Annotated in this window: 16 protein-coding genes; 2 read left to right on the forward strand and 14 right to left on the reverse strand. The window is 75.0% G+C overall.

The window, feature by feature from the left end:
• Positions 1-26 precede the first annotated feature (26 nt).
• The 5 genes from PV410_RS08850 to PV410_RS08870 all read right to left on the reverse strand — a co-directional run bounded on the left by PV410_RS08850 (position 27) and on the right by PV410_RS08870 (position 8,317).
• Positions 27-1,253: a toll/interleukin-1 receptor domain-containing protein gene (locus PV410_RS08850; protein ID WP_500323444.1), complete on the reverse strand. Its 1,227-nt coding sequence runs from the start codon at positions 1,251-1,253 to the stop codon at positions 27-29.
• The gene (locus tag PV410_RS08855; protein WP_500323446.1) at positions 1,250-4,057 is read right to left on the reverse strand and encodes a hypothetical protein; all 2,808 of its coding nucleotides are present in this window, start codon (positions 4,055-4,057) and stop codon (positions 1,250-1,252) included. The genes PV410_RS08850 and PV410_RS08855 overlap by 4 nt, the downstream gene beginning before the upstream one ends.
• The gene (locus PV410_RS08860; protein ID WP_500323447.1) at positions 4,051-5,079 is read right to left on the reverse strand and encodes a hypothetical protein; all 1,029 of its coding nucleotides are present in this window, start codon (positions 5,077-5,079) and stop codon (positions 4,051-4,053) included. Before PV410_RS08860 ends, PV410_RS08855 begins: the two co-directional genes overlap by 7 nt.
• Entirely contained in the window at positions 5,076-5,981 is a 906-nt protein-coding gene (locus PV410_RS08865) for an AAA family ATPase (RefSeq protein WP_500323448.1), read from the reverse strand. Before PV410_RS08865 ends, PV410_RS08860 begins: the two co-directional genes overlap by 4 nt.
• A gap of 68 nt (positions 5,982-6,049) precedes the next feature.
• Positions 6,050-8,317: a large ATP-binding protein gene (locus tag PV410_RS08870; RefSeq protein ID WP_500323449.1), complete on the reverse strand. Its 2,268-nt coding sequence runs from the start codon at positions 8,315-8,317 to the stop codon at positions 6,050-6,052.
• A 169-nt stretch (positions 8,318-8,486) separates the two neighbouring features.
• Between PV410_RS08870 and PV410_RS08875 the strand changes: the two genes are divergently transcribed.
• Entirely contained in the window at positions 8,487-9,602 is a 1,116-nt protein-coding gene (locus PV410_RS08875) for a hypothetical protein (protein WP_500323450.1), read from the forward strand.
• Here the strand turns inward: PV410_RS08875 and PV410_RS08880 are convergent.
• A complete protein-coding gene (locus PV410_RS08880) occupies positions 9,595-10,434 on the reverse strand; it encodes an AAC(3) family N-acetyltransferase (protein WP_500323451.1) in 840 nt (279 codons plus the stop codon). The two genes, PV410_RS08875 and PV410_RS08880, sit on opposite strands and share 8 nt — an antisense overlap.
• Between PV410_RS08880 and PV410_RS08885 the strand changes: the two genes are divergently transcribed.
• On the forward strand, positions 10,383-10,817 hold the full coding sequence (locus PV410_RS08885) for a LysR substrate-binding domain-containing protein (RefSeq protein ID WP_500323453.1): 435 nt from the start codon (positions 10,383-10,385) through the stop codon (positions 10,815-10,817). The genes PV410_RS08880 and PV410_RS08885 overlap by 52 nt on opposite strands.
• A 30-nt stretch (positions 10,818-10,847) precedes the next feature.
• Here the strand turns inward: PV410_RS08885 and ssuE are convergent, their stop codons facing one another.
• From ssuE to PV410_RS08925, 8 genes are read right to left on the reverse strand one after another with little or no spacing between them, the layout of a single operon-like run.
• Positions 10,848-11,405 carry an NADPH-dependent FMN reductase gene (gene ssuE, locus PV410_RS08890; protein WP_500323454.1) on the reverse strand — a complete coding sequence of 186 codons (558 nt, stop codon included), beginning with the start codon at positions 11,403-11,405 and terminating at the stop codon, positions 10,848-10,850.
• Positions 11,406-11,461: 56 nt separating this feature from the next.
• Positions 11,462-12,256, reverse strand: a complete 795-nt coding sequence (locus PV410_RS08895; protein ID WP_500323455.1) for an alpha/beta hydrolase — start codon at positions 12,254-12,256, stop codon at positions 11,462-11,464.
• A 1-nt stretch (position 12,257) separates the two neighbouring features.
• Positions 12,258-13,298, reverse strand: a complete 1,041-nt coding sequence (locus tag PV410_RS08900) for an LLM class flavin-dependent oxidoreductase (protein ID WP_500323456.1) — start codon at positions 13,296-13,298, stop codon at positions 12,258-12,260.
• Positions 13,299-13,322: 24 nt separating this feature from the next.
• Positions 13,323-14,663, reverse strand: coding sequence for an NtaA/DmoA family FMN-dependent monooxygenase (locus PV410_RS08905; protein ID WP_500323457.1), 1,341 nt, complete (start codon positions 14,661-14,663; stop codon positions 13,323-13,325).
• A 26-nt stretch (positions 14,664-14,689) separates the two neighbouring features.
• Complete coding sequence (locus PV410_RS08910) at positions 14,690-15,562, reverse strand: ABC transporter ATP-binding protein (RefSeq protein WP_500323458.1); 873 nt, start codon at positions 15,560-15,562, stop codon at positions 14,690-14,692.
• Positions 15,559-16,437, reverse strand: a complete 879-nt coding sequence (locus PV410_RS08915; protein WP_500323459.1) for an ABC transporter ATP-binding protein — start codon at positions 16,435-16,437, stop codon at positions 15,559-15,561. Before PV410_RS08915 ends, PV410_RS08910 begins: the two co-directional genes overlap by 4 nt.
• Complete coding sequence (locus tag PV410_RS08920) at positions 16,437-17,324, reverse strand: ABC transporter permease (RefSeq protein ID WP_500323460.1); 888 nt, start codon at positions 17,322-17,324, stop codon at positions 16,437-16,439. Before PV410_RS08920 ends, PV410_RS08915 begins: the two co-directional genes overlap by 1 nt.
• A gap of 2 nt (positions 17,325-17,326) precedes the next feature.
• Positions 17,327-18,355: an ABC transporter permease gene (locus PV410_RS08925; protein ID WP_499516029.1), complete on the reverse strand. Its 1,029-nt coding sequence runs from the start codon at positions 18,353-18,355 to the stop codon at positions 17,327-17,329.
• Between the last annotated feature and the right edge of the window lie 12 nt (positions 18,356-18,367).

Genomic DNA, 18,367 nt, shown 5'->3' on the forward strand with positions numbered 1-18,367 from the left:
TCCCGGATCCCGGGGGCGGCTCGTCGTCAGTTGCGGCCCGCGTAGCGGCGCACGAAGGTGCGTATGGTGCGGTTCATCTCCTCCTCGTGCGGGCGGGGCAGCCCCTGCAGCCGCGGCAGCGGATCGGGCGCGGTGCCGAGCAGGTCGCCGTCCACCACGAAGAGGAAGAGCACGCCCGCCGGGAACTCCTCGCCGAGCCGCGCCACGAGGTCGGGGTCCGGGGGATGCGGCACGATCACCACCACCGGGCCGAAGTCGTGCTCGTGCTGCAGCAGGGTCTCCAGGTCGTGGACGTCGACCTCGGTCAGGTGGTCCCGGACTCCGGCGATGAGGCTCTCCGCGACGCCGGAACCCACGTCGATGGGCACGACGAAGTGGTCCCAGGCCACGGGCTGTCCGCTGGCGCGGTGGACGAAGCGCCGGGCGGTCTCGGTGGAGTGTGCGGGCAGGACCGCGGCCCGCGGGGCGGCCGGGGCCGTGAGCACCTCGTTGATGCGCCGGGAGTCCGATGCGGGGACCCGGGCATGGGTGACGCTGAGTTCGATCACCTCGCGCGATCCGGAGGTCGCCTGGAGCGGCAGGAGTTCGGTGAGGGCCGCGCGCAGCGGATCGTCCTGGGGCTCACTGCGGCGTTCCGTGAGCAGCCCCTCGGCGACGCGGTGGTGCATCAGGGGCAGCAGGATCTCCCGCGAGACACCGAGCCGGTCCCCGGCACGGCTGAGGACGGGCCCGTCGACCTCGCGCAGGTGCTGGACGACCCGCTGGTGCACCCGGTCCTCGTTGACCTGGGCCCGCATCAGCTCCAGTTGGGGAGTGATGTCCCTGACGACGTCGGCCAGGTCCCCGTCGACGGGCCAGTCGATGTTCTGCCGCCGGGTGGGACTGAGCGAACCGAGCCTGCTGGCCTCCAGGCCCTCCCGGTCGACCTCGGGGAGCAGCACGAGGATGATCGGGAAGCCGTCGTGCCGGTTGCGCAGCTCCGCCATGGCCAGTTCGTTCTGGACGTGCGGTGACTCGACGGCGTGCGGCGACGCGAGCAGCACCATGCCGTGGGCGTTGCCCATGCCGTCGGATATGGCCTCCATCCAGTCCTGGCCCGGCACCAGGGTCTGCCGGTCGATCACGATCGGTTCGCAGCCGGCGGCCTCGAGCAGGCCGATCACCGATCTCCTGGCCGGCCAGCAGGTGCAGGTGCAGCCGGGCGGTTCGCTGCGGCTGAGGAAGACCAGCGGGCGCGACGTCGTCCCGTTCATGCGCCCGGCCGCCATCCGGGGTCGGTGCTCTCCCACAGGCTCAGCCAGTGGGTCGCACCGGGGGCCACGGTGATCGTGTACCCGCCGGCCGACGGGCGTACGGTGGAGAGCGGCCGCGGCTCCCCCGCGGCGGCGCCGAGCGTCGCGATCCCGACCAGCTCGGGCCCGTCGGGCGGCGCCGGTACGGTGACCGTGACCGGCGCGTCGCCGGCGTTGCCCAGGCACAGGATGGCCTCGCTGCCGTGGCGCCGCCACAACGCCGTCACCCCGGGCACCGGTTCGGGCAGCGCCGCGTCGACGGAACCGTGGACCAGGGCCTGCTGCCGTGCCCGGACGGAGAGCAGGACGCGCAGCGCCTCCGCCCGGTGCCCCGTGGCCGTCAGCAGACCGGCGGGGACCTCGTGGCAGCCGGGCAGGGCCAGCAGGACCCCCGGATCGGCCGGCGGCCGATCCGGGAGCACCCAGGCCGTGCCCGGCGGGACCGTCCAGGCCCCGGGTCGCGGGAGCGGCGCAGGGCCCACGGTCAGATGGACGGCGCTTCGCGGGGCCGCTTCCTCCGGCCCGCCGGTGGTCCCCGGGCCGGCGATGCCGATCAGGCCCGCACCGGTGTAGGCGTCCGTCAGGTGCCGCAGGTCGTCCAGCAGGTGGGCGGGCCAGGCCGCCAGGTCCTCCAGCAGCAGTGCGTCGACGCGGGCGTCGAGGAGACGCTGCGCGTCGAGCAGCACGTCGGCGGGCGCGGCTTCCGGTGGGGGAGCGGGAAGGCCGGCGACGACGCGCAGTCCGGCCTCCCCGGCCCGCTCGACCACGAGGTCCGTGCGACGGGGGTCATGCGGGTGCGGCCCGGAGAGCCGGATGTGGCCGATGCCGCAGCGGCGGGCGGCTCGCAGCACATCCTCGGGCGGCGCCTCCGGACCGGGGCCGGGAAGCGCGACGCCGACCGATGCGCGCAGCCAGGAGGGCCCCGGCCCCGGCGCCTGCGACGCGGAAGTGGACGCGGCGGCGGGGTAGGGCAGGACGAGGTGCACCCTGCCGTCTTCGGACCGTATCTCGACCGGCCCGCCGGTTCCGGTGAGCATCAGGCGGCCCCGGCCGGCCGCGAACACCTCGCGCACCTGGAACGGCAGCCGGGCGCCGGGGAGCGGCGCGGAGCCGGGGTCCTCCGGGTCGCCGGCCGCGGGACGACGCAGTCGCAGCAGGTGGCGTCCCCCGTCCGCGGCGACCACCGTGGCGTCGGAGGAGGAGACGGCCAGTGAGGTGGCCGGCCGGGGCAGCCGGCCGAGCGGCACCGGATCGCGCGCGTCGTCCTCCGGGCTCCGGGCCAGCCACACCCGGCCGTCCTCGGTGGCCCAGACGACGTCCCCGGTCAGCGGGTCGCCCGCGAGCGCGGTCACCGGGGACCCCCCGGTGGCGAACCGGCGGGAGACCATGCCGTTCCCGGGAGCGGCGTGACGTGCCACGACCCTTCCCTCGGCGTCCGCGACCGCGATCAGGGCCGCCGAGACCGAGGTCCACATGTGGGTGACGTCGGCGGGGTGATCGAGGGTCAGCACCACGCGCCGCGGATCGCCGTCGTCCAGCAGGTGCACCTTCCGGCCCTCCGCCACGCAGAGGACCGCCGGGCCGCTGCCCGGCCCGCCCGGCGCCGCCCAGCCCAGGGCCGTCGGCGCCGGGGACCACGGATGGGCGGTCACCTCGCCCGAGGCGTCGAGGGCCGCTCCGACCACCTGGAGCCCGGAGCCGCCGGCCGCGGCCGCCCTCGGCGGGCCCGCGTCGGCGACCGCGAGCAGGTCGGGGGGCACCGGGAGGTCCGCGACCAGCACCCGTCCGGCCGCGTCGACCCGGATCTCGGTACGGCCCGCCGCGCTGACCGCGAGCGCTCCGTGCTCCCCGGCCCAGACGCAGCGCACCACGTCCCCCAGTTCGGCCCGGGCGCCGTCCAGGCTGCCGTCGAGCCGGGCCGCAGCCACCACGTCCAGGGGCGCGGCGGCCCGTCTGCGGTCGTGCAGGTCCAGTTCGTGCCAGGCCGCTCCGGGGAGCGCGGCGCGCAGGCGCAGCCTGACCCGGGCGGCCCCGCTCACCTGGCACACCTGGGCGTCGCGTTCGGGAGGTCTGGTCAGCACGATGCCGCCGGGCTCGGCTCGGATCCCGACGTCGACGTCACGGTGGACCATCCGGCGGACGGCCGTCACCTCCTCCGGGAGCAGGCCCGCCGCGGCGGGCGTCAGCTCCAGGCCCAGGCGCTCGGCCGCGGCGATGCGCAGGCGCCTCGCGGGTGCCGAGTCCCGTACGGCGTCGGGCAGCCGGGGCAGGTGACGGATCGCCCACCGGCCGGCCTCCAGGGCCTCGGGGCCGTCGGAGAGCACCTGGGCGAGGAAGGGTTCGAGCTCCCGCCGGATGTCGCCCTCCGCCGGCACGGCCTGCGCCGTGCCGGCCCACAGGAGGGTCTCGAAGGTGCGCACCGCCAGCGGCGCGTCGTGGTGGGCGCGTTCGGTGAAGCTGCGGACGGAGGCCAGCAGGGCGCGGTCGTTCGTGGCGAGGTCCCGGCGCAGGACCGCAGCCACCGCGGGGTCGAGCACCATGGTCAGGCCGCCTGCGGCCTCGACCAGGGGCGAGAACCACAGCTGGGCCTCCAGCCCGGCGCTGCTGCGCGGCACGAACCGCAGGCGCGCGGCACGCACGACGTACGGTTCGGCCTGGGCCGCCAGGCTCAGCGACTGGGCCAGCCGGACCACGTCCGGTTCCTCCTGGCGCTGTTCGTGGATCAGCCTGGCCGCGGAGGTCCGTCCGGCCGCCGCCGTCACCATGCCTGCCTCCGGCGGCGCAGCCGTCTGATCTGGGAGCGCGCCGACCACACCGAGGTACGGCGGTCCAGCGGGACGAGGGCCACCAACCGGCGGACGGCGGGCGGGTAGAGGTCAGGACTGAACGGGGTCAGGCAGGTCACCGGGTGGCCGGCGTGCTTCAGCCGGCCGAGGAAGGCGAGCCAGTCGGCCGGTGACGCCTGGTTGCGCACCGCCACCGGAGGGCGCAGCCGGCCGAGGTCGGACACGAGCAGCACCGGAGTGCCGGGTGCCGGGCGGACCGCCGCACCCCAGGTGCGGCCGCCGTCCGCGCTGGCGCCCTGGGGCAGCCGGAAGTCGAGTATCCGCAGCTGGTCGGGGGCGAGTACCTGCCGCGCCAGCCGGGCGACCCACTGGTGGTCGTGGCGGAACGGCCGCATGGAAGGGCTCCGGTCCAGCAGCACGTGCAGCCCTGCCCGGGTGGTGGGGCGGGGCCGGTAGGGGAGGCGAAGGCCGGACGACGGCCTGCCGCCCAGGCGCCGGACCATCAGGTCGATCAGCCTGCGGTGGTCCAGATCCCTGCCGAGCGCCTCGGTGGCCGCCACCGTGAGCATGATCGCCTGCTGGGTGCGCGGATTCCACGGCGGCGACGGCGGCTGCTCGGTGACCTCCCCGCGGTCGGCGAAGAGCGGCTCCTCAGGACCCGCCGGCTCACCGGCCGGTCGCCCGGGTCCCGGCGGGGTCCGCGGAGGCGCGAAGGTGATGACCGACCGGCCCGCGGGGTCGGCGCCGGTGGCGGTCCGCGGGGACGGCTCCGGCACGCCGCCGCCGTCCCCGGGCACCGTCCGGCCGACGGGACGGGCCGGCGGCGCGGGTTCGGTGCCCCGCCGGGGTTCCGTCGCCGGGCCGTCCGGTTCCGGGGGCCGGGGTCCGGGGCCGGGCAGACCCATGGCGCGCACCAGGGAGAGGACGCCGGCGGGGTCGGCGATGCCCAGCGCGGCGGCGGCGCGCACGACGTCGCCGGCGTGCACCGGACCGCGGCTCACGCGAAGGCCGTCGGCTCGTAGGTGTCCTTGACCATGGCGAACCGCGCGACGCTGCGCCACAGTTCGGAATCGGCGGTCAGCCCCATCTCGTGGCACGCCCGCAGCGTGTCCAGGTATTCCGCGGTGCTCGCCGCCGCGAGACGTCCCGTACCGGAGCCCTGGGCGAGGAAGAGGTCGGCCACCTCGGCGCCGAGTTCCGGATCGAAGTCCGATCCCATGTGCAGCCGGGCGACCTCCAGCAGGTGGGCGCGCCCGGGGACCTGCAGCCGCAGCGGGATGCAGCGCCGCCGGAACGCGGCCGACAACTCGCGTTCCTCGTTGCTGGTGATGACGACCAGCGGCGGCCCGATCTCGGGGCGCACCGTGACCCGGGAGCGGTCCGGGCCCTCGAAGCGCAGGTTGTCCAGCGGGTCGAGGAGCGCGTTGGGGAGGTCGGGGTCCGCCTTGTCGATCTCGTCGATGAGGACCACGGCGGGACGGTCGCGCAGACCGTCGGGCGCCGTGTCGTCCTGGGCGGGGTCCAGTGCCTTCCACAAGGGGCCGGGCCGGTGGTACGGCTGGTCGCCGGGCGAGCCGAGTTGGCCCCGGGAGGCGTCGTTGAGCTGACGGAACGCCTCCTCGCGCCAGAGCAGGTCGGGTGCCTCCGTGCGGGCGGTGACGACCTCCGCGTAGAAGCGGTAGCGCAGGACGCGTGCCACGTTGGGGGCGAGCGTGGACTTGCCGGAGCCGGGCGGGCCGAGGACGAGCAGCGGACGGCGCGTCACCAGCGCGACGTTGACGGCGAGCACCGTGTCCTCGTCGAACAGGTACACCTGGTCGTCCTGACGCCCCGAGGATGCGTCGGCGCCGGTCTCCCCGACGGCGCCGGGCGCCTGCGGGTCGAAGACCTTGGTGTACCGCATGTGCCCCCCGAGAACGTCATGCCACCACACGCTGTGGCGCCACTGTAACGGACCGCGTCGCGGCTGATCTACAGGCCGGGAGGCCCTCCCGGGGGCCCCGGCGGCGCGAGCACGCGCACGTCGGCCCGCCCGACGCGCGGGGCGCGGACGGCGTCGTCGCCGCCCCGCGGAGCGGCGGTCACCAGGTCGATCCTCCGTAGCCAGGGCGCACGCCGAAGCGGGCTCAGGTCCAGGGACGGGAGCCAGGGCGCGATGGTCAGGAACATCACCGGGGAGGCGCCGAGGGAGGTCAGGTCGTGCAGCCGGGGGCAGTTCGACAGGCGCAGCGACCGGAGCGCGGCGCAGCGGCTCAGGTCCGGCACCGCGGTCATCTCCGGGTGGTCCAGGATCACCAGGTTCCGCAGTCCGGGGATCCCGGGCAGCACGGCCTCCAGTTCCCCGAGCGGCCCCTGGCACCAGACCTCGGGCGCGGCGTCCCGCCGCGCCGCCAGGCCCGAGAGTTCCTCCGCGGACCGTACGACGACGGGACCGGTGGCCCGCATCCCCGGCGCCGCCGATGCCGTCAGGCGCCGGCCGGTGGCACCGTGCTCCAGGAGACCGGGGACGTCCGGGAGCGACTTGCGGACCGCGCTCAGTTCGGCGACCAGACGGGCGAGCCCGGCGGACCCCGTCCGTTCGAGGTGCTCGGCGAGGATCCGGTCGCCGTCGGGGCCGGGGTGGGTGGCAAGGTGCTCCGCCGCGAGGTACTGCCGTACGGACTCGCCGGCGAAGGCGATCGTCGCGGGAGCCGGCGCGTACAGGATGCCCGCCTCGTCGGCCAGTTGCGACAGCAGCCGGGCGGGGGGAACGCTGCCGGTGAGGCCGGGCGCGTTGAGTCCGTACAGCGCGTCGAGCGCCGTGTCGGCCGGGAGCGGGGCGTCGCCGGACCCGAGCGTCGCGGCGGCCAGGCCGCCGGCCGCCGCCCGCAGGACGCTGTCGCGCACTCTGGTACGCGCGTTGGCGGCCTCCCGGTCGGGACGCCAGACGGCGGCCACCGCGGCGCGCAGCAGATCCATGCGGTCCGGCCCGCGGTCCCCGGCGGCTCGGGCCGCGTGCCGGACCGCGACCGCGGCGGACGGCCAGCGCACGGCGTCGGCGAGCAGCGGGTCGTCGGCCAGGGCCGTGAGCGCGGAACTGCCGCCGGGGGCGCCGGCGAGGGAATCGCCCCCGGCGAGGAGGGCTTCGCGTTCCGCGGGGTCGAGGGGGTCGAGGAGGACCGGGGTGAAGACACCGTCGATCCGGTGCCAGGGCACCGAACTGCCGTTGGCCTCCACCAGGATCACGGCGTCGGGGTAGTGCTCGGCCGTGCGCAGCAGCCATTCCCAGGCCGCGGGGCGCATGTGGACCGGCGCGCGGTCCAGGCCGTGGACGGCCAGCAGCGCGCGCCCGCCGCGCAGTTGCCGGGCGGTCCAGCCCGCGGGCTCCCGGGCGGCCAGCGAGGGGGCGGCCGCCTGGACGATCCCGTCGGGGGAGGGCAGGCCGCCGGTGTCCGCCCGCAGGGTGAACGCCACCTGGCAGCCCCAGGGCGCTCCGCTCGGGCCGGCCGCGACGCGGTCCGCCAGGTGCCCGAGCACGGCGCTGCGCCCGGAACCCGCCGGGCCGACCAGCAGCAGCCGCCGTCCCGCGGCCGCCGGCTCCCCGGACGGGGTGTGCCGTCGCGACGGACCGTCCTGCCAGCTCAGTCGCCGGCCCAGGGGGCGCCCGCCGGTGAGTCCGGGCGCGGTGCCGGTCAGCTGGCCGCGGTACAGGGCGGTGAACCGGGTGTCGTCCGAGGTCAGGGCCGGGGGGAGTTCGGCGGGGATGTCCTGCGGGGCGGGGCCGCTTCCGGTGGGGGGAGCGGTGGTGAGCCATCGGGTGAGGTTGCCGAGAACCTCGTCGAGGGCGGCCCGGTGGCGCGCGGCCTGCATCGTCATCAACGCGAGTCCGTGGGTCCGGTACTCGGGCGGCTGCCCCGCCGTGAACGTGTCCGCCTCGGCGACCACCGCCGGCATCCGCTGGAGCACGGGTTCCCAGAGCAGGGGCAGCACGATGCCGTTCTCCGCCGCTCCGCGGGCCCGGTCCAGGCTCGTGCGGTGGGCCAGCATCGCCCAGTCCGCGTCCGCGGGGCCCTCGCTGAAGTAGGCCGGTGAGCACAGGACGAGGACGCGGTCCGCCGTCGCCACCCCGGGCGAGGCCGGGCCCCGGCCGCCGTCGGTGGCCGCCCTGACGAAACGGACCGGGGAGGTGCCCAGCCGCCGGTCCAGGTCGTCCAGGAAGCGCGCCACCCAGGCCTCGTCCCTGCCATGCAGGTAACTCACGGCGTAGGTGTACGTATTCTTCATCCCCCACCCGTCCGAACCGGTACGAACGGGCGCGGTCACGGACGCCCGCACTGGCGTCATCATGGAAGAATCCGCTGACGTCTCGTCATGACCCGTTCCGCAGCACACGTATGACTGGCTATCACTTTATATGTACGACTCATTGATGGGTGGGGTCGACCCCGCGACGCTCTCCCGTCCCGGCCCGCGGCCGGCGCCCTCCCCTTCCGCGCCCCCGGGCCTGGGCAAGCGGCAGGAGAACCTGCTGACCGCGGTCCTGCGCGGAATCCCGCTGATGGGACAGGACACCATGGTCCCGTTCGCCGAGGCGGACGTCCGTTCGTGCCTGGCCCGGTTCCGGCCCTCGGAGTACGGAGCCGCCGCGGGGGTGGTCAACCGGGTGCGCCCGGCCCTCCTCGACGCCGTCGTCGGCCGTACGGCCCGGCTGCAGGGGTACGTCCGCGGGCTGCCGGAGGGGGGAGTGGAGCCGCTCCTGGACGTGGTGGGCAAGGCCGCCGTGTACGGACCTCCGGCCCTGCGGGTGGTGTTCGGTGCGTCGGTGCGCATGCCGCTGCGTGCCCTGAGCTACGTGCTGCCCGCCGTGCTCATGGCGGAACGGGTCCAGGCGGTCACGGGCCGGCTGCCCTACCTGCAGGTGCTCTACGTGGGCGAACTGGGCGCGCGGATCAACGCCCTGCCCGCCGCGGTCGTCGCGGAGGAGGGCCGGCTCCTCGCCGAGCACCTGTGCCGCGTCCTGGACCGGGGGCCGATGGCGGGCCACTACGGGCTGTTCGCCGACCTCCCCCTGCCCGCGGGCGAGGATCCGATCGAGGACACCATCGCCCGGCTCGGGGAGGAGCCGCGCGAGGAGATCGCCCGGCGGCTCCAGGGGAAGGGCGGCAGCCTCTCCGACCGGCAGACCCTCGCGTACGCGGCCGCCCACGTGCTGCTGCACGACCTCGGCCGGCTGCCGCTGCGAAGAATCGGCGGCACGACGCCCTCCGACGCGGAAGCCGTCGGCGTCATCGACATCGGCGGCGTCCAGGAACGTCATTTCCACCGGGTGCGCGCGATCTTCGCCGAGGCGCTCGGGCACGCCGGACCAGGGCCCCTCGTGCTCACCCGGCACTCCGTTCCGCCGTACACGATGTCGCGCGTGGGCGACGTCGGCCTGCGCGACTTCCTGGACGGCGTGCCGTACGACGAGGCCGCGCTCCCCGCGGCCGTACGGCACGACCTGCACCTCCTGCGGGCCGGCAGGGTCCTCGACCGCGTCAGGTGAGCCCGGGCCCGGCACCGGGACCGGTCCGGGCCCCGGTGCCCGCCCGTCGCGGCCGGTTCACAGGCATCCAGCGCACCGCGAAGTCGACGGCCTCCCGCAGGTCGAGCAACCGGCACCGGAGCCCGCTCACGGTGCCGGTCCTGGTCGTGCCCTCGGCCTCGTACGCCGCGCCCAGGGCGGCGAAGTCCGAGTCGTCCAGGGCCACGTCCTCGTAGCTCCACCAGGAACGCCGCCCGCCCCTGACGACCACGCAGCGGTAGGTGCGCAGGGGCGGCCGGGGCACCCGGTACTCGGCCAGGTGGAACGCGCTGCACACGTCGAACCCGACACCGAGGAGCAGGACCCGGGCACGGGCCCGGTAGAGCGCCGCCAAGGGGGACCGCTCGCCGAGGTGGCAGTCGGCGCCGTGCTCCGCCGTGATGGCGTCCCCGGCCGGGCCGTACGCCACGAAGGAGGTCTGCGGATGGGCGCTGCGCACCGCACCCTCCACGGTGCGCAGGGTCTCCGAGAGCACCCCCATCCCGGGCGCTGGTGTGGACGCCGGATCGAAGGGCGGCATCGCGCCCCGCACGGCGGCGGCCTCCCGCGGGTCCAGCCCCGCCACACGCGCCCGGTGGGCGGAGGAGGAGTCGGAGTTCTCGGGTGTGAAACTGGGCGTCACCAGCGTGCCGCGCGGTCCCAGCACCCGTAGCAGCGCGTCGAGCATCGTTCCCGCGCGGGTGCCGCCCGCGCCGCGCAGCGAGGCGTGCACCAGGACGACCCCGCCCGCTTCCAGGCCGAGTGCCGTCAGGGATCCCGCCAGAGCCGTCACCTCGGTGGAGCCGACCGCCATCCCGTCCCCCTTCCCCCTCCGCGCCGCGGGACCCACCCGCCCCCCGCCCGGCACGACCGCGCAGTCAGTGTCCCGCCCGGGCCCGGCCGCCCGGTAGGGGGCCGGATCCGCTCAGGGAGCTCCACGCACGGGCCGGGGTTCCGTATCGCCCCACCCAGCACATCCGTGAACTGGGCACGCTGCTCTGCATGGTCGAGGCCGGCCTCGGCGTCGCGGTCGTCCCCTCCCTGGCGGGGAGCATGCTGCCCGGCGGCCTCACCCTCGTCCCCGTACTGCCGCGCGTGGAACGGCGGTTGCTCCTCACCGGGCCGGCCACGCGCCCCTGGCACCCGCACGTGACCGCGATCCGGGACCTGTGCCAGGGGACCGGCCCCGTGATGTGACCCCGCGCGCGGCGTACGGCGGACAGGGGCTCACCCCGTGGGCGCGAGCACGGTCGTACGGCCTCCCAACGCGGCGGAGAAGCGGTCGGTGACCTGTGTCAGGGCCTCGGCCGTGGCGGGCGCGACGGTCAGCGTGCCGTCGTCGGCCACGGTGAGGTCCTTGTCGAGCGTGAACCACCCCGGGACGATGTGGGCGGCGCCCATGGAGCTCAGCACCGGGCGCAGCGCGTAGTCGATGGCCAGGACGTGGGCCGTGGTGCCGCCGGTGGCCAGCGGCAGCACGGTCTTGTCGGCGAGGGCGAACTGCGGGAGCAGGTCGAGCAGCGACTTCAGCAGGCCCGAGTAGGCGGCCTTGTAGACGGGCGTGCCGATCACCACCCCGTCCGCCCGCTGGAACAGGGCCGCGGCCCCGGTGATGGCCGGGTGGTGGACGTCGGCGCCGAGCAGGGCGTCGGCGGGCAGCGTACGCACGTCCAGGGGGACCACCTCGTGGCCCTGGAGCCGCAGCCGGTCGTCCAGGTGGCGCAGCAGCCGTGCGGTGCGGGAGGTGGCGGAGGGGCTTCCGGAGACGGACAGGATGACGGCCATGGGGACCTTCCGGGTTCGGGCGGGCGGGGTGGGGGCGAGCGGGGACCTCGGCGCGGTCACCAGGTGCTGGATTCGACGGCCACGACGGGCACCAGACCGTTGCGCAGCGTCTCCAGGAAGGTGACGACCTCGGCTGCCACCGAGCGGTGCTGTACGTCGTTGAGCACGTCGTGGTGGGCGCCTCGGACGACCGAAAGCCGGGCGCGGCGCTGGGACTTGGCGGCGCGTGCGAGCGCGTCGTGATCGGCGAGCGGGTCGGCGTCACCGGCGAGGAAGAGCGCGGGCGGGGCGAGTTCGGCCTCGTACGCGGCTGTGAGCAGGGCGTCGGGCACCGCCTCGCCCAGCGAGCCCCGGCGTACGCGCGGGTCCCGGGTGAGCGTGTCGCGGTGGGTGGGGCAGGACGTGCGCACGTCGAGCTCCCCGTCCCAGCCGCTGTCCTCGGCAGGGGCCGCACGGCCGGGAAGCCCTGCGAGGACGACGCCGTCCGGCCGGACGCCGGCCCGGCCGGGGCGGCCCAGGAGCGCGGCGACGGCGACGGCGCCGGAGTCGGCGCCCACCAGGACGACGGGGGTGGCCGGCGCGCCCTCGGCGGCGGTGCCCTCGACGGCGTGCGCGAGGCGCTCGTCGAACCGGGTCAGGGAACCGGCCGGGTCGTCCGCGTCCGGCTCCGGGGGGTCGACGACCCGTACGCGGTAGGCGTCGGCGGCCAGCCGCCGCGCGAAGCGGGCGTAGGTCGCCCGTGTCTCGCCGCGGCCCGGCACCACGACGACCGTGCCGCGGACGAGCAGGCCCTCGGGGCCGTGGTGGTCGGTGTGGTCGGCGTGGTCGATGCGGTCGGTCTGCTCGGTCATCTCAGACTCCTGCCGGCTCGGGCCGGGGCTCGGGTTCGGACGCGCGCCGCCAGCCCAGCGCCGGCGCCACTTCGGTCGCGATGAGCTCCAGGGCGCGCAACGCCGCGTCGTGGTCGGGGACGGCGGGGTTGAACTGGGTGATCAGGTCGGTCGCGACCGGCAGGACCCGCTCCCGCCGCAGCGCCGCGACGATCTCCTCGGGATGCCCGAAGAAGGAGTGGAAGCGGCGTAGCGCCTCGTCCAGCTGCAGGCCCTTCGGGAAGGCGCCGCCCTCCGCCATGCGCAGCGCCGCCCGGTGGACGTCCTCGCCGATCTGCCCCAGCGCCGTCCGCCGGTCCTTGGCCGGGAACACGAACCGTGACAGCCCGATCCGCGGGCGGCGCGGCCGGTCCCAGGCGTCGAGGTACGCGTCCGCCCATGGGCGCTGCACCGCGTCGGTCGGGGAGTCGAAGCCGTACGCCGCCCGGTTGAGCAGGAGGTTCGACCCGGCGGCCGCCGCGTACGCGGCGCCCTGCGTGCTGAAGGCGCCCTGCCAGATGCGGTCGCCGAAGTCGCCGGCGGCCGGCTGGATGCGGAAGCCGGGCGCGCCGACCTCCTCACGTGCCAGCGCGCTGCGCAGTACGTCGAGGTGTTCGCTGGTCAGTTCGCGCTTGCGGGCGACGTCCCGGCCGAAGGCGGCGTACTCCAGGCCGTTGTAGCCGCTGCCCACGCCGATCTCGACGCGGCCGCCGCTGAGGGTGTCGACGGTGGCGACGTCCTCGGCGAGCCGGATCGGGTCCTCCAGCGGGAGGATCGTGACGGCGGTGCCGAGCCGGATCCGGGTGGTGCGTGCCGCGGCGTGGGCGAGGAACGTCCAGGGCGAGGACAGCCCCCCGCCGCCCAGGGAGACGTGGTGCTGGGCCACCCAGCCGGCGTCGAAGCCGAGTTCGTCGGCGGCGACGAAGAGTTCCAGGGCGTTGCGGTAGGTGCGGACCGGGTCGTCGTCGCGGCCCTGCACGTGGGTGAGGAAGCCGAGTCGCAGGCGCGGGTGCTCGGTGGTCATGGCCTTGTCCGTCCCGTCCCGTGCTCAGTCTGCCACGAGCAGGCGCTCGTGGGTGTGGCGGTTGGCGGGGACCGGCAGGCCGAGGTTGCCGCGCAGGGTGTCGGCCTCGTACGCGGTGCGGAACAGGCCGCGCTGCTGGAGGAGGGGCACGACGCCGTCCACGAAGAGTTCGAGCTCGTCGGTGGTGCGGAAGGCGAGGTTGATGCCGTCGAAGGTGCCGGCGTCGAACCACTGCTCGATGGTGCCGGCGACGGTCCGCGGCGACCCGACGAAGGGGGAGGTGCGGAACTCGTTGGCCGACTGGGCGACCTGGCGCAGGGTCAGGTTCTCCGCCCGGGCCCGCTCGATGATCCTGGCCGCGCCCGTGCGTCCGCCCTTCTCGGCGAGGTGCGCGACGTCGGGGAAGGGCGCGTCCAGGTCGTGCACGCTGAAGTCGTAGGCGCCGAAGGAACGTCCCAGCAGCGCGAGGTTGCGGTCGAAGTCGTTGTCCTCCTCGAAGATCTCCCGCTCGCGGCGCCGGGCCGCCTCGTCCGTGGCGGCGACCACCGGACCGCCGTGGATGAAGATCTTGATGTGGTCGGGGTCGCGGCCGTAGGAAGCGGTGCGCTGCTTGATGTCGGCGTAGTACTCCTGCGCCTGCCGGAGGGTGCCCCCGGGCGCGTAGATGCCCTCGGCCACCTGGGCGGCCAGGTCGCGGCCCTCCTCGGAGACGCCGGCCTGGAAGATCACGGGCTGGCCCTGCGGGGACCGGGACAGGTTGAGGGGGCCGGCGACCCTGAAGTGCTCGCCCTCGTGGTCGAGCGCGTGCAGCTTGGCCGGGTCGAGGAAGACGCCCCGTTCCACGTCGGCCGGGAAGGCGTCGTCCTCGTAGGAGTCCCACAGGCCGCGGGCGACCTTGACGAACTCCAGGGCGCGGCCGTAACGGGAGGCGTAGTCCAGGTGCTCGTCGAACCCGAAGTTCCTGGAGGTGCCCGTGTCGAAGCTGGTCACGACGTTCCAGCCGGCGCGGCCGCCGCTGATGTGGTCCAGCGAGGCGAAGCGGCGGGCGAGGTTGAACGGCGAGTTGTACGTCGAACTGGCCGTGCCGACCAGCCCGACGTGACGGGTGTGCGTGGCGACCGCCGACAGCAGGGTCAGCGGCTCCAGCCGGTTGAGGTAGTGGGCGGGGTAGGTGGCGTTGATGAACTGGCTGTCGACGATGAACAGGGCGTCGAAGAGGGCGTGTTCGGCCGCCTTGGCCTGAGCAATGTAGTAGTTGATGTCGGTGCTGGCGTTCTTGGCGACGCGGGCGTCCTTCCACAGGCCGTGCTGGCCGGGGCCGCCGACGCCGTAGGGGTGGAGCGCGAGGTGGATCCTGCGGGACATGGTGGCTGTTCCTGTCTGTCGTGGGGTCAGGTACGCAGCAGCGCGCGCAGCGCTTCGCGTTCGGCCCGGTCCGCCGGGGCGGAACGCAGGGTGGGCGCCGAGCCGACGAGCAGGCGCGTGTAGGGATGGCGGGGGTGGTTGACGACGTCGTGCGTGGTGCCGACCTCGACCAGTTCGCCCTGGTAGAGCACGGCGAGGCGGTCGCAGACCCCGGCCACGGAGCCGAGGTCGTGGGAGATGAAGACCAGGGCCACTCCGGAAGCGCGCAGCTCCTTGAGGATCTCCAGGACCTGCACGCGGTTGGCCGCGTCGAGGGCGCTCACCGGTTCGTCGAGGATGACCAGGCGCGGTCCGGTGACCAGCGCCCGGGCCACCGAGACCCGTTGGCGCTGCCCGCCGGAGAGCTCCCCGGGCAGCCGGCCGAGGAGCTCCTCGTGCAGGCGGACGCGGGGGAGGAACGCCCGCGCCCGGTCGGCCGCCTCCTCGCGTGGGACGCCCTGCAGGAGCAGCGGTTCGGTGAGGGACTCCTCGACGGTGAGGTCCGGGTCGAGGCTGCGCAGGGGGTCCTGGAAGACGTACTGGACGACGCCTCGGCGGCGCAGGGCGCGCCACCGGCGTGGGCCGTGCCGGGCGACGTCCTCCCCGCCGACGACGACCGACCCGGCCGAGGCGCGCACCAGGCCCAGCACGGCCCGGGCCAGGGTGGACTTCCCGGATCCCGTCTCGCCGATGAGGCCGACGGCCTCGCCGGGCGCGACGGTCAGGGACACCCCGCGCAGTGCCTGGCGGCGCCGGCGGCGCAGGCCGTAGTGCACGTCGAGGCCGGTGATCTCCAGCACGGGACCGGCGGGGTCCGCACCGTCGGCCGGCGCCGTCCGCGGCGGTTCGCCGGTCGTCATGCGTCCTCCTTCACGGTGAGGAACGTGTCCAGGCCGTACTGCTCGTGTTCGGCGATCAGCAGACGGGTGTACTCGTGCCGCGGGTCGTGCAGCACCGCGCGGGTCGGGCCCTGCTCGACCACCACGCCCTCCCGCAGGACGACGACCTCGTCGCAGAGCTGGGCGACGACCGCGAGGTCGTGGGAGACGACGACGAGGGCCAGCCCCGCCTGTTCGCGCAGTTCGGCGAGCATGTCGAGGATCCCGGCCTGGACGGTGACGTCGAGGGCGGTGGTGGCCTCGTCGGCGATGAGGATCCGCGGGCCGGCGGCGATCGCCGCCGCGATCAGGACGCGCTGGAGCATGCCCCCGGACAGCTCGTGGGGGTAACTGCCGTAGACCAGCTCCGGATCGCGCAGTTGCACCGTCCGCAGCAGCTCGACGGCCCGCCGGCGGGCCTCGCGGCGCCGCTGCCCCTTCTTGGCGCGCACGACCTCGGCGATCTGCGGGCCGACCCGGATCGAGGGGTTGAGGTAGGAGGCCGGGTCCTGGAAGACCGCGCTGATCGTGGCGCCCCGCAGGGCCGTCCACCGAGCCCGTGTCAGGGTGGCGATGTCGGTGCCGTCGATCTCGATCGACCCACCGGTGACCTCGAAGTGCGCGGGCAGGATGCCGAGTGCCGCGCGGCAGGTGAGGGTCTTGCCGCTGCCGGACTCCCCGACGATGCCGACCGCCTTACCGGGTGCGAGCTCGAAGCTCACCCCGTGGACGATCTCGCGGTCGCCCGCGCGGTCGCCGATGCGCACGCCGCGGAGGGACAGCACCGGCGGTGCCGGGGTGCCCGGCGCGGCGTCCGGGGCAGGCAAGGGGAGCAGTCCTTCGGACACGGTCGTCATCACGCACCTCCGGCGGGGGCGGGGTCGGGCTTGTCGAGGCGGTTGGCGCGGGCCCTGCGGCGGTCGAGCAGTGCGCGTCCCGCCTCGCCGGAGACGTCGCGGATCGCGTCGGCGAGCAGGTTGCTCGCCCAGACGGTGGCCATGATGAGCAGGGCGGGGGCCACCGGGGCCCACGGCTGGTGGCTGAGGTAGCCCAGGTCCGAGGCGAGCAGGCCGCCCCAGGTGGGCGCCGGCGGCTGCACGCCGATGCCGAGGAAGGTCAGGCTGGAGACGATCACGAAACCCACGCCGATGGTCTGGGCGAGCGCGACCGCGACCGGCGGGAGGATCTTGCCCCACACGTGGCGGCGTACGATCCAGCCCGTCGAGGCACCGGAGACGAGCGCCGCCTCCACGTACGGCGAGCGCGCCACGGCCAGGGTGGCGGCGCGGGCCACCCGGTAGAACAGCGGTGACACCAGCACGCCGGTGACCAGCATGGCCTGGGTGAGGCCGTTGCCGAGGAGCGCGACCACGGCGACGGCGAACAGCAGGAAGGGCAGGGCGACCAGCGTGTCGGCCAGGCGCAGGGTCGCCCACTCGAAGACCCGGCCCCAGTAGACGGACAGGATGCCGGGCACCGCGCCGACGACCAGGGCCGTCAGGGCGACTTCGAGCGAACCGAGCACGCTGACGCGCGAGCCGTCCAGGAGCCGGCTGAGGACGTCACGGCCGAGGTAGTCCGTGCCCAGCCAGTGCGAGCCCGAGGCGGCGGCCAGGGTGTTGTCGCTGGTGGCCAGGGGATCGTGCGGTGCGAGCCAGGGACCGAGCAGCGCCAGCAGCGCGATCACGGTCAGGACGACCGCGGCGATCCGGCCGGAGGTGAGGGAGAGGACGCGGCGCACCATGGTCAGACCCCCCGCTGGGACGCCGGCGTCACGCGCGCCAGCACCAGGTTGACGATCAGGTTGAAGGAGACGACCAGGACGATCGACACCACGAGGACGCCCTGGACGGCGGGTACGTCCCCGGCCTGGGCGGCGTCGTTGGCGAACCTGCCGAAGCCCTGCAGACCGAAGATCCATTCGGTGACGACGGAGGCACCCACCAGGGCCGGGAACTTCAGTCCGAGGGTGGCGAGCGCCGGTCCGAGGCCGTTGCGCAGGACGTGACCGAAGAAGATCCGCCGCGGGCTCAGGCCGCGCACCACCGCGCCCGTGACGTAGTTCTCGCGGTGGGCCGCCACGAGGCCCGCGCGCAGCTGGCGGGCGACGTCGGCGACCACGTCGAAGCTCAGCGCGATCGCCGGGAGGGTGATGTGCGCCAGCCACGGCCCGACGCCCTGCTCCGCCGGGACGTAGCCGCCGGAGGGGAACCAGTGGAGACCGACGGCGAAGACGACGACCAGCACGATGCCCACCACGAACGCCGGCATCACCGAGATGACCGTGACGAATCCGGTGATCGCACGGTCGATCCAGGTGGTGCTGCGCAGCGCCGCCACCGTGCCCAGCGCGAAGCCCACGACCACCCCGATGAGCAGGGCCAGCGTCGCGACCGAGAGGCTGACGCCCAGGCCGAGCCCGATGAGGGTGGAGATGTCGGCGCCGTTGGCCCAGCTGGTGCCGAGCCGCCCGTGCAGGATGCCGTCGAGCCAGTCCCCGTACTGGACCAGGAACGGCCGGTCGAGCCCCCACTGGGCCTCGACCCGGGCGATGGCCTGCGGTGTCGCGTCCTCGCCCAGCTGGATCCGTGCGGGGCTGAGCCCGCTCAGCGCCCGCAGCGCGAAAGTCACGAAGGTCGCGACCAGGAACACGGGCACGATGATCGCGACGGACCGGGCGAGGGCGGCCAGGACCCGGCCCGCGGCGTGCCGGGCCCTGGCCGCGGCGACGCCGCGACGGGGGGTGAGGGCGACCGGCGCGGCGGTCGTCGTCATGAGGTTGCCTCC

It is taken from the genome of Streptomyces sp. PA03-5A (assembly GCF_033792725.1).
Lineage (GTDB): Bacteria > Actinomycetota > Actinomycetes > Streptomycetales > Streptomycetaceae > Actinacidiphila.